General features: G+C 38.8%; 13 protein-coding genes. 3 read left to right on the top strand and 10 right to left on the bottom strand.

What is annotated here, in order from left to right; genetic code table 11:
• Positions 1–108 precede the first annotated feature (108 nt).
• The 6 genes from QOW94_RS09395 to QOW94_RS09370 form a co-directional block, all read right to left on the bottom strand.
• Positions 109–2577, bottom strand: coding sequence for a DUF5776 domain-containing protein (locus QOW94_RS09395; RefSeq protein WP_283680162.1), 2469 nt, complete (start codon positions 2575–2577; stop codon positions 109–111).
• Between the two features lie 83 nt (positions 2578–2660).
• Entirely contained in the window at positions 2661–3356 is a 696-nt protein-coding gene (locus QOW94_RS09390; protein ID WP_283680161.1) for an SGNH/GDSL hydrolase family protein, read from the bottom strand.
• A gap of 417 nt (positions 3357–3773) precedes the next feature.
• On the bottom strand, positions 3774–4571 hold the full coding sequence (locus tag QOW94_RS09385; protein WP_283680159.1) for a sialate O-acetylesterase: 798 nt from the start codon (positions 4569–4571) through the stop codon (positions 3774–3776).
• Between the two features lie 24 nt (positions 4572–4595).
• Complete coding sequence (locus QOW94_RS09380; RefSeq protein ID WP_283680158.1) at positions 4596–6635, bottom strand: glycosyl hydrolase 115 family protein; 2040 nt, start codon at positions 6633–6635, stop codon at positions 4596–4598.
• 220 nt (positions 6636–6855) lie between these two features.
• Positions 6856–7209, bottom strand: a complete 354-nt coding sequence (locus QOW94_RS09375) for a hypothetical protein (protein ID WP_502867265.1) — start codon at positions 7207–7209, stop codon at positions 6856–6858.
• Between the two features lie 35 nt (positions 7210–7244).
• The gene (locus tag QOW94_RS09370; RefSeq protein ID WP_283680156.1) at positions 7245–8816 is read right to left on the bottom strand and encodes an MFS transporter; all 1572 of its coding nucleotides are present in this window, start codon (positions 8814–8816) and stop codon (positions 7245–7247) included.
• A gap of 267 nt (positions 8817–9083) precedes the next feature.
• Between QOW94_RS09370 and QOW94_RS09365 the strand changes: the two genes are divergently transcribed.
• The 3 genes from QOW94_RS09365 (at position 9084) to QOW94_RS09355 (ending at position 10988) form a co-directional block, all read left to right on the top strand.
• The gene (locus tag QOW94_RS09365) at positions 9084–9635 is read left to right on the top strand and encodes an AraC family ligand binding domain-containing protein (RefSeq protein ID WP_283680155.1); all 552 of its coding nucleotides are present in this window, start codon (positions 9084–9086) and stop codon (positions 9633–9635) included.
• Positions 9636–9696: 61 nt separating this feature from the next.
• Entirely contained in the window at positions 9697–9933 is a 237-nt protein-coding gene (locus tag QOW94_RS09360; RefSeq protein ID WP_283680153.1) for a helix-turn-helix domain-containing protein, read from the top strand.
• Between the two features lie 134 nt (positions 9934–10067).
• A complete protein-coding gene (locus QOW94_RS09355) occupies positions 10068–10988 on the top strand; it encodes a zinc ribbon domain-containing protein (protein ID WP_283680151.1) in 921 nt (306 codons plus the stop codon).
• A 45-nt stretch (positions 10989–11033) separates the two neighbouring features.
• Here the strand turns inward: QOW94_RS09355 and QOW94_RS09350 are convergent, their stop codons facing one another.
• The 4 genes from QOW94_RS09350 to QOW94_RS09335 all read right to left on the bottom strand — a co-directional run bounded on the left by QOW94_RS09350 (position 11034) and on the right by QOW94_RS09335 (position 15461).
• Positions 11034–12506 carry an FAD-dependent oxidoreductase gene (locus QOW94_RS09350; RefSeq protein ID WP_349630360.1) on the bottom strand — a complete coding sequence of 491 codons (1473 nt, stop codon included), beginning with the start codon at positions 12504–12506 and terminating at the stop codon, positions 11034–11036.
• Positions 12507–12657: 151 nt separating this feature from the next.
• Positions 12658–13260 carry a sugar O-acetyltransferase gene (locus tag QOW94_RS09345; protein WP_283680149.1) on the bottom strand — a complete coding sequence of 201 codons (603 nt, stop codon included), beginning with the start codon at positions 13258–13260 and terminating at the stop codon, positions 12658–12660.
• Positions 13261–13323: 63 nt separating this feature from the next.
• Positions 13324–14274, bottom strand: coding sequence for a DMT family transporter (locus QOW94_RS09340; protein WP_283680148.1), 951 nt, complete (start codon positions 14272–14274; stop codon positions 13324–13326).
• Positions 14275–14918: 644 nt separating this feature from the next.
• A complete protein-coding gene (locus tag QOW94_RS09335; RefSeq protein WP_283680147.1) occupies positions 14919–15461 on the bottom strand; it encodes an NAD(P)H-binding protein in 543 nt (180 codons plus the stop codon).
• Positions 15462–15467 lie beyond the last annotated feature (6 nt).

Here is a 15467-nt window from a genome sequence, read left to right as displayed (position 1 = left end):
GCCTTGATGATGGCTAATTTTTCTTATTTTTTACTGATAAAAGAAAAACTGGATCATATTTTTCAAAAAGTCATGAAAAATATGATCCAGTTTATTTATTGGCGGGACTTATGTCCCGGCCTCTTTCTTATAATGCTTTACTCTTTGGGTAAGCTGAACAGTTTTGTATAAATTAATCGGTGACTTGGATCGAACCCTAGTTACCAAGTGTTTCTTACCAGCAATTACGAATTTTCGATTAGCTGAGATATATTGACCATTGGCAAGAACAACCCGAGTTGTCAAATTGTGCTGAATGATTCCCTTAACCTTTAAAATACTTCCTTGCTTATATGTTTTTTCTTTACCACTCAAATTTTTTGAACGATATGAATTAATCCCCTTGGCACTAATTACTGTAACCGTAGTTGGATTTTTAGAATAATAAGCGGAAATTACGTACTTTGAATTTGCGGTAATGTACCCTTGCTTACCATATGTGCTACTTGCTCGATTAAAATCTTGAACTTTATAACGTAACCGACCTTTGGCAGAATATCCATAGTCAATAACTTTAAATATTGGGCGGTAATTAGCTGGCTTTTTAACATAATGGTAAATCCGATTGTTTTTAGAATAATCAACTGTCTTGTAAAGGTACAAGTTATTTATTCCGTAAACAAACTCCGCTCTCTTTGCTGCAGTTGCCGGAATCTTTTTAGCATTTCTTACACTAGTACCAGGCTCAGGTTGAGTTGGCTGGCTTATTGAAGATGACACAGATGTTGTGTCCGTGGAGCTTTTATCAGCGCTAGAGTTTGATGTTGATGTTGATGTTGAGGCTACATATTCATACAGCCCAATTTCAGGATTACCAGAGATTGATTGATCATCATAATCTTTCCCGTTAACATCAATTGAAACTTGAGCGGCGTTTTTTACGTACGGCGTTCCCGCATTAATCAGCGGTGAATTTCCCTGGAGCTTAAAGCCACTAAAATCTTTAACTCGACCAGCAGCTGTATCACCCGTTTGTTGAATACTTGGTTGAGCTTCTACAAACTTTGGATTCTGAGTAACAGCCTTTTCATCTGATGAGACCTTAGTTACTCCAGGGCCATAATAGGCATTATGTGAATACTGGACTTTGCTATTTACACTTCCATATTGAACGTTCTTCACTGAGTCATTTACGTTATACAAAACGTTATTTTCAAATTGCCATCTTTCACTTTGGGAGTTAGCATTTGAAAAGTTAAGCCCAGATTTTTTAAGCGTATTATAGATAACGTTATTATCGATAGTAATAAAGCCACCTTGAACACTATCACGGAAGTCCACACTCGTATTATCTTTAAGCAGGTTATAACGAATAATCAATCCATTATAGTCAAAACCACAAATTAAAAATCCATCACCATTATCATGTAAATAGTTATACTGGAAAATTGTGTTGGATACTCGCCGATCAGCGTCAATACCGTTAGAATCGGCACCACCAACTTTAGGCTTTGAGCCCGAAACGTCATTATTTTGAACAATGCAGTCATCAACTAAATTAATTTCGATCCCACACGTACCACTATTTTTAATAACGTTATTTTCAACCATAACATGCTTGCTACTAGTTACATATACTCCATTACAATTGTAGGCACCCTCTTGATCAATATAGTTGCCTGTCACCGTAATGTTTTCATGGGGCTTAAATCTGGCACTTTGATAATCTGGTGGCGTCCCTTGATAGTTAAGCAATGCCCATTGAGGGCCTTTATTACCCCCACTCCACTGCTTAATTGTGAAGGCACCATAGCTATTCCGCTTTAACACACTATTAGTCAATGAAACATTTTTAAAAATAGTTGGTGTATCCCCGGATGGTTTTAAACTTTCAATCACAATTCCACCGGTTCGCTTTGAACGATCCCAACCAGCATTTTTATAAACACCAGGCTGAATCTGTTTCAGCGTACTACCATCAAGTCCAATATCAGAAGCCCATTCGACTCTGCCGGAAACATCATGGACATAAAGCCCGTTTAAATGGATACCATCTAATTCTGGAACATCTTTTCCAGTAATATGAATTCCTCTAAGGTCTCCTAATTTGGCACCATTTGTGTTACTTTCTGTTCCATTATCGAAGCCTGAGGTTTGGTTAGAGACATCTAAATTACTGATTGTCCAGTGCTGCTGGTTAGAAAGTAATATGACGTCTGAAACTTGCCCTTCACCTTCAAGTTTAGGTAAATCTGCATCCTTACCATAATCCGAAAGTGTAATGTCTGCGTTAGCATCTCCGCTTCCTTGTGGCTTTAACGTGGTATCCTTCCAAGTATCACCACGTTGGAAAAGAATTTTATCTCCTGGAATAAATTGAGCCTTATTTACCCTAGCAATTGATTTCCATGGACTGCTTGAACTGGTACCATTTGCGGAATCATTTCCACTTTGACTCACATAAAATGTTTCCGGCTTTGTTCTAGTAGAAGAGGCTTGAACTTGTTGCGTAGCTGTCAGCACCAACATAAGAGCAGCCACAACTACCAAGCCAGTTGCTTTTATAGCTTTGTGTATATACGTACTATTCCTTTTCATGACAACCTCCATCAGATTGTAACCCTACTAATAAGTTGTAATTTATTCATTTAAACTCAATCTACCAATGTACTATCGGACATCTAATCTGTTTCAGACGCTAACCCGACCAAACCTTGAGTAATAATTGGGTCGTAGAACAATCGATAACCATCAGCGTTTGGATGAGTTCCCGTTCCACCAACAGAATGATTGCTCCCATTTTCATCTACCTTGTCATACGAATAGTCATGTTGATACTGCTTGAGGAAGCCATTGAAATTCCCTTCCGTGTACAAATCAGCAACTTTAATTGACCACTTATGAACAATTTTAAGCGAAACGGCATGCATGATATTTTGAACCCGCAAATCTCTGGCTGGTGTTTTGTGGGTTGCTAAGTAAAGAATCTTGGCTCCTTGATACTTTGTTTCTAACATTTTACAAATTGTTTCTAGCGCACCACAATACGTTTTAGGATCCAACTCATTCTCAAACCCATAGGTGATTTTCCCCATCGTATCAGGGTCATCAGTTACTGTGGCATAAGCATCGTTAGCAATTGAATCAAATACGATGAAATCTGGTACTTCTTTTGGTGCATTTTTAATTTGGTCAATAATATTATTTGGATCTGTAATTCTAGACGCTGCACCATTAACACAAAACTTCTGATATTTAATATTATTTGCATTACAAATGTCTTCCACAAAGCTTGTGTTAGCGAGATGTCCATTTACAATACTAGTTCCAAATGCATATAGAGTTTTGCCAGTTAATTTAGCGTTTACTTCAGTCAATTTATATCACTCCATCTTTCGATTAATTTTAATTTTGAATTCTATCTGTACTCATAACACAGCCTCGTTTTTTTGAACGGACTTAGTGTTGGAATATTCAGCCTTAGAACTACTTACTTTTGATTATCCATTGCTTACCTCCTAAGAAAAAGCTTGTATACGCTTACAATAGTCTGTAAAAAAATAAAACAAATAATATCTGAGTGCAATTATTTAATTTACTTAATACTAATAATTCTGAACAACAAAAATTATAGACGCTTAAATTTGAAAATTCTTTGCTTTTCTGTACCAAATTATTGCAAAAAAGTATGTAATTGAATAATTTTTGATCTACCAATAATCAATTAGGTTCACTTAATCGCAATTTCAAAAAAGATGGCGATGATTTCAAATTTATCATCACCATCTGCATAATCAAAATGCTTTATAATCTACTTCTGTTTTGGGGCCTTCCACAACTCCTTGTGCAATCATCTCATTGTACAAAGCCTTACCAAAGTACACACTACTATCAACGTCAAAGTGAAAGTTATCCAACAGTGTTCCCCGTTGCATATCAATCACATGGAGGTTGGAATCCTCCCTTGCTAACTTTAGTAACGCTGTCTCAACCTTTTCATCGTACTGAGTGGAGTTGTGACTGACAGTTCCGCAAAAAATTGGTAATTCCGGCTTATCGACAAACGACCTGCAGGCTTTAAACATTGCCTTAAGGTTTTCATAGTAGTGATCTGCAGCTTTCTTTGAAAAGGATGCTCGATCACCTTCACCCTGATGCCACAACATAGCTTTAACATCTTGAGCATCCGCTGAAGCTTTTCTGCAAGCATCGATAATCTGCTTAAATTGGAGTAATAGTGAGTGATCCGGACTATCCAGTTTTTCAATATCCGCAGTCCAATGATCATCCGACTCACCCGTCACATCAATCGACGTCCCACCTTCAGAACACTTCATGACTGTTAAATCATAATTAGCCATCTGGGAGAGATGATAATAGGTAACTAAATCAAACCCCCAACGGTTTGTGGAAAGGTCAGTGACTTTGATTTCATCTTGGAATACTCCCTTTTCATGGTCTGGAGTGTAATTACTACAGTATTTGACATTCTTCATCGGCAATAGCAATGGTTTTGGCAGCTCCGAAACCGGAACCCGACCATCAATGTTTGATTGCCCCGCTGAAATTATAGTTAACTTTTTACTTGTCATTGCTTCTGCTTCTTTCTCTTTTGGTTATTTACTGTTTTTACCAAATCTACCTTGTAGTCTTAACGCCATTTCATTATCATCATAGGCTTTATGAGTATTAGACAGCAACATAATTTTTGCATCACTTTTATCCATTAAGTACTCTCGTTCCCATTGATCTTCGTCGGGACCATCACCAATAATTCTAATGTAGTTCGTAAGAGTTCCTAAGACATCAATAGTTAAAGATATGTTGGTGTAGCAGTCATTATCATAAAAGCGAACCCATTTTTTATTTGGATTATTTTGCCAAGCCATAATCACATTTTGAAGCACTTGAGCTGCTTCACTAGCCCTTAAAAACGCGTTAACGTAATAGTCTTCATTATTCGCAAAAAATGCATCAAACGAGTCGATCGTTAATTTCAAAGCCTTTATTGGATATGAGTGCACAGCAACACTAAGCCACAAATCGTTGTATAACCGGTTACTATCGTCGGTAGGTAACTCCTCAAGCATTACCTTAATATGTTGAGCAAGTTCTTCAAACGGCTTCACATGATTGGCAATCAATTGATTTATCATTGCTAATTCACCGATAAACTTTTTGTCACCCGTTAACCATTCCATTTCTGGCAGCTTATCCCGTTGAGAAATCCACGTTGCAACAATTTTTCTTAGAGTGTAGGTATAAAATTCGTCCCCGGCTTTTTGGTCTTCAAAATCTCCATAATTGAAAATCGTATCAAAATATTGTTCATACAAACTAACTATTCTATCTTGATGCTCTGAATAGTAGTTTCTAACGTATTCTTGAAGGATTTCTTCTGTTGACTTAACCTTAAAATCTTCTTTCCAGGACTGCTCCATCAGCCGAAGATACAAAATATTAGGCTTGATATTACCAGTGTTGCACATAACAAACTCATCCATTCCAGCCTGGCGCACCTTATCCAACTCTGCAGCCACTGAATGAGGATCAATCTGCAACAATGACAAGAAGTTAGACGCTTGCAAATCATGGAACGCCACATGATAATACACGCCTTGAGGTAAATCTGGATCCGCGCCACTCAAAACATCAGATCGAGGATCATCGTTTCCTTGACGACGAGAAACCATTCGACCATAACCATTATCAGCCCAGATTTGGATAATATCATTTGGAATATCCAACAATCCAGCATTATAAAGTCCAGTTATTTCGCCATAGATATTAATCGAACATTGGGCATCCGGAATCTCCTGCTTTATTAAGTCATACTGGGTCCGAATAACATCATTAATTACATTTGCTCTATCAGCTAATGTATATTCACGATCGTCATCAAGCCAGAACGGCCTATCACCTTGGCCCCTAAATCCTAAGGTCCAAATCACGTCACCACTTTTTTGTTCTGAAATCGCATCCTGCCAAAGTTTTTTAAACAGATCTGGATGTTTTAGGTAAGAGGCATCTAAATCAGGATAAACTCTTGAAAACATTTCAGCCCCGAGTGGTTCAGCATGATGGTGGTTGATAATCAATCCCATTTTAGTGGCAGATTCATAGTTTAAATGAGCAGTGTGCCCAGTACCCGGAATAATCATGTTGCCACCACAACGAAGTAGGGTCTCGTAAACCATCTGCCAGACATTACTTGATGATTCTCGGTAATCCCAATTATTTATCATCACTTCATCGTTAACAAACCATCCGCGATACTTAACCCGATAATTGGGTATAGTAATATTTTCAGGGCTTTCAAACACAACATACGGAACCTTTTTTGGTGACTTATCCATCCAAAACCAAAAATCGTCCACTTTTAGTACTGTCCTAGAAACAGCCAAAGCACCATACATAACTCCTCGTTCCGTTCCTGAAGCTATAGTAACCTGATTGTCAGACTCCCTAGTAACTTTAAAACTTTCACTTGAGCCCATCGATAAATCAAGGATCAATTTGATTTCATTTTTGTCGCCATTGGCGATAACAACCGCATCAATGTCACGAGTTAAAATTTTTGCCGCATTACGTAAAATGTCGTTTGTAAAATCTGTAGTAACAACGGTATCTTGCGAAATCAAAAATTTGTTCTGCATTAATATTTCCTCCTTTTGCTAAATCTCTGCTACCTATCAAAAACTATCTTCAATTAGCAGTTTTCCACTTAACTTATTAATTCTTATTTCTTCCAACTTTTTCTTCACTCGTATTTATGTCACAGACTATATACACAGTTTGGGTAGCCATTTTCTGATAGAAAACAACTACCCAAACTTCTGCAAATAACAATATCAGCCTATATAAAAGACAATCTGGTTACTTATCTTCTGAATCAGGTACTCCCGCCATTGTTTGAAAAACATCTGCCAAAGTCATATTTTGATCTGCAAACTTTTTGTGCAGTATCAAATTTCTAAAATCTTCAATCGAAATCGTTTCCTTTTGCTTAAAAGGAAGTGGGGCTGAGGCTCCACCCTGATTCATTCCAGTAACTAAAGTTATTACAATACCATCTCGACTATCAAGACGAACTGTATACTCTTCATAGTACGACGGAATATCATAAGATCCTCTTAATTCTTTGTGAGTTCTAAAATATTCAGTTATAAAATCATGAAAAGTCTCCTTCGATTTTAAAGCATCTTTCCAGTTCATACTATTCTCATCCATAACAAACACCCTCTAATCATTATAATTATCGATAGTTACTTTTCGTCATTCTTCTTCCAGGCAGTAATTGAATCGTAATCAACACCAGTTAGGTCTTCACAAACCTTCTTAGTTTCGGGATCAACATCGTTCATGCTACCACCCTTTTGAAGTCTAACTAATTCACTAGCAAGCACACCAAATGTCTTCTTGCTGAGTTTGAAACGAAGAGCGAAGAACAATGCCAACGCAATCATGATACCAACACCACCAGAAACGATGAATGTGATCATATGAGTAGCGCTTTCTGGTTGAGCAACCGCACCAGTCGTTGATTGCTTGAAGTGAGCAAAATCAAGTAAGTAACCCGCAACAACTGAAGCAAATCCAACACTAATTTGGTTGATAAAGACCATAACTGAAGCAAATAGGCCAGCCCGGTTTTTACCAGTAACCAAGGTATCAACATCAGGGATAAATGGAAAGACATTCCAAGGAACAAAGTACAGAATGTACAAACCAACTTCGTAGAACAAGGTACCAATGACTAACCAAACCATAACGTGCGCTGGTTTAGTTAAGGCAACGAAGGCCCAGTCCAAACATGAAATCAAAATCAATGAATATCCAATCGAGTATAGTGCCCGAGGTGAGATCTTCGTAACAATGTATCCAGCTGCCAAAGTAACTGGTACCGACACGATACTTAATGATTGTAAGAAACCTGATACACTGGTAGTCTTTCCAACAACATATACGATAAAGTAAACGAAAGCTGTTGACCATAAAATTGTAGCAAAGTAAGAACTAAGGTAAATTCCCATGTGGATTCGGAAACTCTTGATCTTGAAAGTTGAGAAGTAGTTCTTGATCTCTGACTTAAGATTTGGCTTCTGACCATTGTTTTCACGTAAAGCTTCCGCTTCTATTCGCTTAGCTTCCGCCTTGGTAACGAAATGTTCCCAAGTAGTCTTGTAGGTAACGAAAATCAAGAAGAAGGTAACGATTGAAAAGCCAGCTTGCATAATCAAATATGGAGTTGGTGAAGTCTTTGGGAAGTAGTTGAACAATTGAGCTGGAACAAATTGAGCCAACATATTACCCAATCCGGCGATAACCATCCGGGCAGTAGACATGGTCGTCCGTTGGTTATAATCCTTGGTCATTTCGTTTGGTAAAGTTTCCCAAGGAATTTGAAGAACTGACATCAAAACAGTGGTAATAACGTACGTTACCAAGTAGTACCAGAAGCTCATTCCCGCAATCCACATCGTGATGGCGAAAAGAACTGATGGGGCAGCAGCTAAAATAAAGATGTGCCGACGACCAAACTTCCGACCTAGCTTGTACTTGTAGATATTATCTGAAATATTTCCCATAACTAGTGATGCAATACCATCAGCGATACGACCAATTAAGAAAATCGTTGCTCCTTGACCAGCTGATAATCCACAGAAAGTGGTGTAGAAATACAGTAACCATGCACCAACTAATCCCTGCATCGAAATACTAAAGAATGAAAATACTCCGAAGCCAAGTGATCTACCAAGACCTATTTTTCCTTTTGCTTGATAGATACCCTTGTTGGCATATTCATCCCAGCCATCACGAACTTGTTTTTCCTGCATATTTATAACATCCTCTCATTGCGATTGTTTGAAATCGTTTACATTATTTTGCAAAAAAAATTGACAATAATTGCCTCTTACCGTGACTCAAAATTAACTTCTACGCAAACAATCAAAATTTTGCTTATTTTCAAAAATAATAAGATTGCACTAGCTAGTGGCGTTTACATTTAAGTTAATTTTTTGTACAATCTCATTGTAAGCGTTTTACATCGCATATTCTTTGCTTTTTTATCGCAAAACATTGCAAAATCGCAGGTGATTAAATTGATTGATAATCTTTCTATTGACGGTACAATTCCCATGGATGTGTTCTGTAAGCATGTAACGAGCGTTAATCATGATAGCCCTTTACATGTTCATACCCATCATATTGAGCTACTTCTTATTCGTTCAGGTAATGCAAGCTTTTACACGGAACATCAGGCATTTCCAATCCCACCACGGACACTGATAATAATTCCAAACGGTGTTTGGCACTGCGTTCTTACCCACGATTCAACTCCCTATGAACGGGTCTGCTTGAACATTGATACAAATCTAATTGCCAATATTTCAACCAATACAACAAATTTATTTAATTGTTTCTATGACGCTTTAACTCAAGAAGTAAGTACTAGATTCTTAGATGAAAGCCAAAATGCAGAATTTACCAACGCATGTGATAAATTAGTTGAAATAATTGACCACAAGGAATATGCCTATGATATTTATGAACGAATCGAGCTTTCAAAAATACTATTATTTGCAAATAAAACAACTAATTTGAAACAGCATAGAGTAAATCAAATTCCTAAGTTACTGGAAAAAAATCACTAGATTTATTAGCAAAAACATCCAAAATGATCTCAGCTTAGCGGCATTAAGCCAGGAATTTTACTTGAATCCAAATTACATTGATCAATACTTTAAAAAATATATGAATGTCTCTATTCACACCTATGTTATCGAAAAACGAATCGAGTTGGCCAAGGAAGTTCTGCGTGAGGGTTCGACAGTCACTGATGCTTGTAATAAAAGTGGCTTTGGTAATTATAGTAATTTTATTCGAACGTTCGGCACTAAGGTTGGGGTATCCCCAGGTAAGTACAAAAAGAAATATGCAAGTACAGTCTGAACAAAATACTTATTGACGATATTACTTTTATTTAGATATAGTATTACTTGTGCCGTTTAAACTGCTTTACTTCTTGGACTTCTGCGATTCCAAGATGAGTTTAACAGCCAAATACATATTCTAAAGGATGTCTCATGAATAACGAAAGTAAGTTTTGTCTCAATTGTGGTAAAACCATTCCTGCAGTTTCCAAATACTGCCCATTTTGTGGCTTTGATCAAGTTGATTTAAGCACCAACGTATCACAAACTTCAAAGCAAGGTAGCCCTGTTAAGAAAGATAGTAAAAGTAGACCACAGCACAATGTGGCTACTCCTATTTGGTATAAAAACTGGATGGTCTGGATAGTAATCGTGTTAAGCATTACCACCGTTTCATCTTTATACGCACTAAACAATCGCGATAAAGCTGAAGTAGTTCCAGTCACCACTGAAAAACAAGCAGCTAAGCCAGTTCATAAGTCAAAACCTAAGCAAAAGGAAGTTGATCCAAACGAAATTCCATCAAATTCCTTAGAACATCCCTCAAAAATTGGGGAGTGGAAGGACAGTCCAGTTTTGGGAAAAGCAACTCTAATTGGACTTGGCACAAAACCAAACACCAAATTTAGTGATGGGCCCTTAACTGTCAAAGTCAAAAGTACCGAAGTTGATACAGTTGAGGCCCACACTGATGATCAGGTTGATGAAGCTGCGGCTACTTTTGATAAGGAAGATAGAATAATGCCTCGCAATTATTCAAGAATCAAAATTGAGTATGTGGTTAATAACAATACAAATCAATCCATTGAGTACGGTGGCGTGAAGCAACTGATTTTCCCAAACGGATACCAGATTAGTTCAACTGATGATTCAATTTCTGATACTGGATCAACTGATACGATAGCTGCTCATGCAAAAAGAATTGAATATGTATTGGTCTTGTTGGGTAAATCAACTACAACTCTCAAACCAAGCTCAATTAAAATTGTGACTGACGAATCAGATAATTCTGAAACCATGGACTCAGTCAGTGATGGGACCACTTTCTCGGAAAACATCTCCTATCAAGCCTAACAAAAACAAGGGCACTGGCATTTTTGCTAGTGTCCTTGTTTTATTTTACTTATTTAGCCGTTCCACCGCCGACTCCGCCGCAATTCTTCCCGAATTCCAAGCAAACGCACAACTAATCCCCTCCATCGTTGGATAGGAAGTATCGTACATTCCAGTCGCATTGTTTCCAGCCACGTAAGCACCGGAAACGGCTTTGTTATCAGGGGTTAGGGCCTCCATCTTTTCATTGGTTCTAATGCCACCAATCGTTCCCAATGACGTTGAGTTTGCCCGAACCGCATAGAATGGCCCTTGCTCAACTGAAAACTTCACGAACTTGCTTGGTTTATAGAACTGGTTATCTTCACCAGCTTCAACCAACTGATTGTATGAGTCTACACTTTGTTTTAATTCATCACTCGGTACGTTCAATTTTGTAGCTAACTCATCAAGCGATTCAGCCTTCCAAGCTGCACCGTTATCCACTGCCTCCTGCAAATCAGAGTCAATCTTTTCAAACGGACCAACCTTGTGAGTTACCGCCTCATGTTGCAAACTCTTGAACGTCCGCTCAAACGAATCCGTCCAGTCTAATTCATTATTCTGCAAATAGTCAACTGTCTTTTGATCCAACAGGAAGTAGTAAAATCCACCCATTGTGTAAGTGATATTGCCCCACAACGCAAAGTCATAGCACACCGATTCATCAACGAACCGATCACCTTCACGGTTGACCCACATAAATGGTAGGTTAGTTAGCGTAAAAATCGTCTGGTTGTGCCACTTAGGATTATCGTGCGAATCAACTGACGCGGCGTGGTTTTCAAACGTACCGACACTACTAGTGTCCGCGCCAATTTCAGCTAACATCCGAATCCCATCGCCAGTCGCTTTTCGCTCACCCATGCTGTACAAATCTTTACTATCTATCGTTAGGGTGTCCTTAACCATGTCAGCATTGCCAATGTAGCCACCATCAGAAACAATAACCGCTTGACATTCAATGACTTCAGTCTTGCCATCATGAACGATTTCAACGCCGCTAACCTGGCCATCCTTAGTTTGAACCTTCTTAGCAGCTGTTTCCGTCAGTAATTTGCCACCCTTTTCTTGGAAGTAATTGATCATCCGGTCGAAGGCCGCAAACTTGTCAATGTACTGGTGGTACACCTTTGGCCGGGACTGATGAACTTCCTGAGTATTATTTACTAATTCAGTTTGCAAACCGTGCTGGTCTAGCCAATTAATCGTATCTGCTGATTTTGCTAGAATCGCCTTGGTAATATTAGGGTTTGAGCGATAGTGGGTGTAATCCATCATCTCAAGGTATGCGTCCCTCACTGTGAACGAACTGCCAGCTGCCTTTTGTTGGTCACTTTCAACCGCAAACAAGCCCTGAGCACCGAACATCCCTGCTCCACCAATCTTATTTCCCTTTTCCAATAAGATTACCTGTTTGCCAGCATCAACGGCGGTTAGGGCAGCACCCATGCCGCCGGCTCCCGCACCAACTACAACAACTTCTGTCTGATATGCCATCATTAATACCTCTTTATTCAATTTTTTTAAATCTTTGAGATAGTTTCAATATATAACTTTAATAGCATATGCACTCAAACACCAGTAAAATTTTGTGAAACTTGTATGAATCTTGCAAATTAAAAAGGCAACCAAGTTTGGTTGCCCTGAACTAAATATCCAATTTATGATTCTTGAAGTAATACTCCCTATCCCGGTCACCAATTTCACGGACCACCTTACATGGCGAGCCAAACGCCACCACATCAGCTGGGATATCCTTAGTAACCACGCTACCAGCGCCAATTACCGTGTTGTCGCCAATCGTCACCCCTGGGCAAACCACAACGTTTGCACCAAGCCAGACGTTCTTACCAATATGAATTGGAAAGTCATATTGGTAGCCTTCCATTCGAAGGTCCGGTCTAATTGGGTGACCTGCTGTGGCCAACGTGACATTAGGTCCAATCATTGTCCGGTCGCCAATATAAATATCAGTGTCATCCGTAAGGGTTAGGTTAAAGTTGGCATAAACTCCCATGCCCATGTGGACATTTCGGCCACCAAAGTTGGCATGGAAAGGCGTTTCAATGTAACAATGCTCGCCAATTTCAGCGAACATCTCCTTAAGCATTGCGGCTTTCTTCTCTTGGTCAGATGGTTTAATTTGATTGTATTCAAACACCTGGTCAAGGTACTCCGGCTGTTTACCATTAACGGCTGGATCAGTTGCTAGATACACTAAGTGCTTTGCTTTTCGGTCTGCGTTATCCATAATTATTCTCCCCTTGATTTACGTTATAGATTAAGAATAACAGAAATCAGGGCGAAATATAATCTAGCCAAGTTTGACCAGGACAACTCCAATCATCATAACAACCAGACCAACAATTTGAGCAGGCACCACTCGATTCTTAATTGACCGCCACCAGCCAAACTGCTGAATTAAAATCGAACCAAAGATTTGGCCAATCAATCCCATCATAATCGTCAACCCTGCCCCAATCTTAGGAACGGAGATAACCGTTGCAAACACAAACAGGGCACCCAGAAAACCACCCAACCAGTTCCAATAGCGAGCCTGCTTGAGTTCAATTATCGTTGGCACTCGTTCATCAACCACCAACGCAACAATGGCAATCAAAATTGCTCCGACACCAAATGAGATAAACGAAGATTGACTAGGTGACCCCAGCAGAGTTCCTAAATGGCCGTTGATCACCTGCTGCATAGCAGATAAGAAACCGGCGATAATTGCCCAGAGTTGCCAACCTATCAACATTGGTTTACTTTCTTGGTTCGTTGTATCCGAGTCAAACTTGCGGACATCTTTATTTTTCAAACTTGGTAAAACCACAGCAATTAGAACCCCAATAACCAGAACAATGATCCCCACCAATTTAGAAATCGTCATTGGTAGCTTTTCCGTTCCAAACCAGCCAAAGAAGTCAATCAACGTTCCCATAACAATTTGGCCAAGCACGGGCAGAATCACTGTTTGAATTGCCCCAATCTTTGGAAAAAGTAACACATTGGAGGTTAAATAGACTGCACCAAACACCCCGCCAAGCCAGATCCAAGCTGGATGGCTACTGATAAACTCACCACTTGGCAACACTTGACCACTAGTTACTCCTGAAATAATTGCTAAAAAAATCGTTCCAATCGCAAACGAAATCGTTGCTGCGATAAATGGTGACCTCACAACTGCTCGCATATCAGAGTTGATTGGATTTTGGTTGGCAAGCAGGAATCCTGCTACCATTGAAATAATCATAAATATTATCATTGATTTATCTCCCGTTCCCACCGATAATTCATGGCACTAAAATAACACCTTAGGAGCAGAAAATCTACTATCTTGTAGGCATCAGAAACAGGCCTATCCCCCCTCACGGTTAAAAAGCCGAACTAGGAAAGAACTTCGACTATTTAATTGTTAGTTAGTACACATTCTCGTGTTTTTTGTAACCTACTTTTTGGGGTTTAAACTACAATGAAGTTCAAATTAGTCGATAACATTGACTAATTTGACTAAGAACAAGTTGGTTCTCACAGGGAAGCAGGCTCCGACATACTCATTATTGTTTTCCTTCCCAACACATTACGATTGGTCTATTTTCAATGCAATTCCTAGCATCACCCCAAGTATTTTTCTTGCTTGGAATTTGTAGATTTTAATTTCAGTCGTAAATATTCGGACGCCGTAATAAAATTTCCCACATAAAAATAGCTTTCTTCCCCGAAAGAAAAAAACGTTACTGAATTATTCGGTAACGTTTTTTTAGTACCCAGAAATTATACCCTTCAGCGTCTAAATTTACTTATTGAATTACCACCCCTTCGAGATCCGCTTAATATCTTCATTGGAGTAATTTTGTAAAGTAAGTAAAATTTGGCTAATTTTTTTGGATGTTTCTTTGAGTCTATTCTTTAACCAACTAACCAAGCCTGTGTCAATTGATCAATCATCATTCGAGCGACCACTGAAACGTGCATTGGTGAATTTTCGTTTCGCTTGCCGGCCTTGATTTCCTTGCCAATCTCATCATTTCGATCCGCACTAAATGCAGTTGTCAGATTAACATTTTCAACTCGAACATCACTTTCAAGAAGATAGTCGAGCTCTTTTTGCTTCATCTCTGAAAAATCGGAAGTCCCATGCAAAACAATAGCATTGATGTTACCAATTGCTTGAACATGGTGCTTTTCAGCATATGCCCGAATATTTTTAACAGCGTCCATACTACCGTAAGTTAAGCAAACGATATAGTCAGCCGTGTCAGGAAGAGCTTTTTCAAATGCTTCAGCATCGTTAACATCAACCTTGATATGGTGAATATTGTCACCCTTAACTGATTCTCTATCACTTCTGCTAGTCACATAAAACTCTGATTCAGGGTCGCGTTTAACCCACTGTTTTGTAATTTCAGTTCCGATGTACCCGTTACCACCAACAAGAATTACCTTTGACATCAAAAA

It is taken from the genome of Lentilactobacillus sp. Marseille-Q4993 (genome assembly GCF_951230165.1).
Lineage (GTDB): Bacteria > Bacillota > Bacilli > Lactobacillales > Lactobacillaceae > Lentilactobacillus.
The sequence above is the reverse complement of the archived record's forward strand: the minus strand, read 5'-3'. Positions and strand labels throughout refer to the sequence as shown.

Excerpts from the sequence above, each read along its gene's own strand:
- QOW94_RS09355 (WP_283680151.1), top strand. The coding sequence starts at position 10,068 with ATGAATAACGAAAGTAAGTTTTGTCTCAATTGTGGTAAAACCATTCCT.
- QOW94_RS09380 (WP_283680158.1), bottom strand. The coding sequence starts at position 6,635 with ATGCAGAACAAATTTTTGATTTCGCAAGATACCGTTGTTACTACAGAT.
- QOW94_RS09370 (WP_283680156.1), bottom strand. The coding sequence starts at position 8,816 with ATGCAGGAAAAACAAGTTCGTGATGGCTGGGATGAATATGCCAACAAG.
- QOW94_RS09340 (WP_283680148.1), bottom strand. The coding sequence starts at position 14,274 with ATGATAATATTTATGATTATTTCAATGGTAGCAGGATTCCTGCTTGCC.
- QOW94_RS09395 (WP_283680162.1), bottom strand. The coding sequence starts at position 2,577 with ATGAAAAGGAATAGTACGTATATACACAAAGCTATAAAAGCAACTGGC.
- QOW94_RS09375 (WP_502867265.1), bottom strand. The coding sequence starts at position 7,209 with ATGGATGAGAATAGTATGAACTGGAAAGATGCTTTAAAATCGAAGGAG.
- QOW94_RS09335 (WP_283680147.1), bottom strand. The coding sequence starts at position 15,461 with ATGTCAAAGGTAATTCTTGTTGGTGGTAACGGGTACATCGGAACTGAA.
- QOW94_RS09345 (WP_283680149.1), bottom strand. The coding sequence starts at position 13,260 with ATGGATAACGCAGACCGAAAAGCAAAGCACTTAGTGTATCTAGCAACT.
- QOW94_RS09385 (WP_283680159.1), bottom strand. The coding sequence starts at position 4,571 with ATGACAAGTAAAAAGTTAACTATAATTTCAGCGGGGCAATCAAACATT.
- QOW94_RS09350 (WP_349630360.1), bottom strand. The coding sequence starts at position 12,506 with ATGGCATATCAGACAGAAGTTGTTGTAGTTGGTGCGGGAGCCGGCGGC.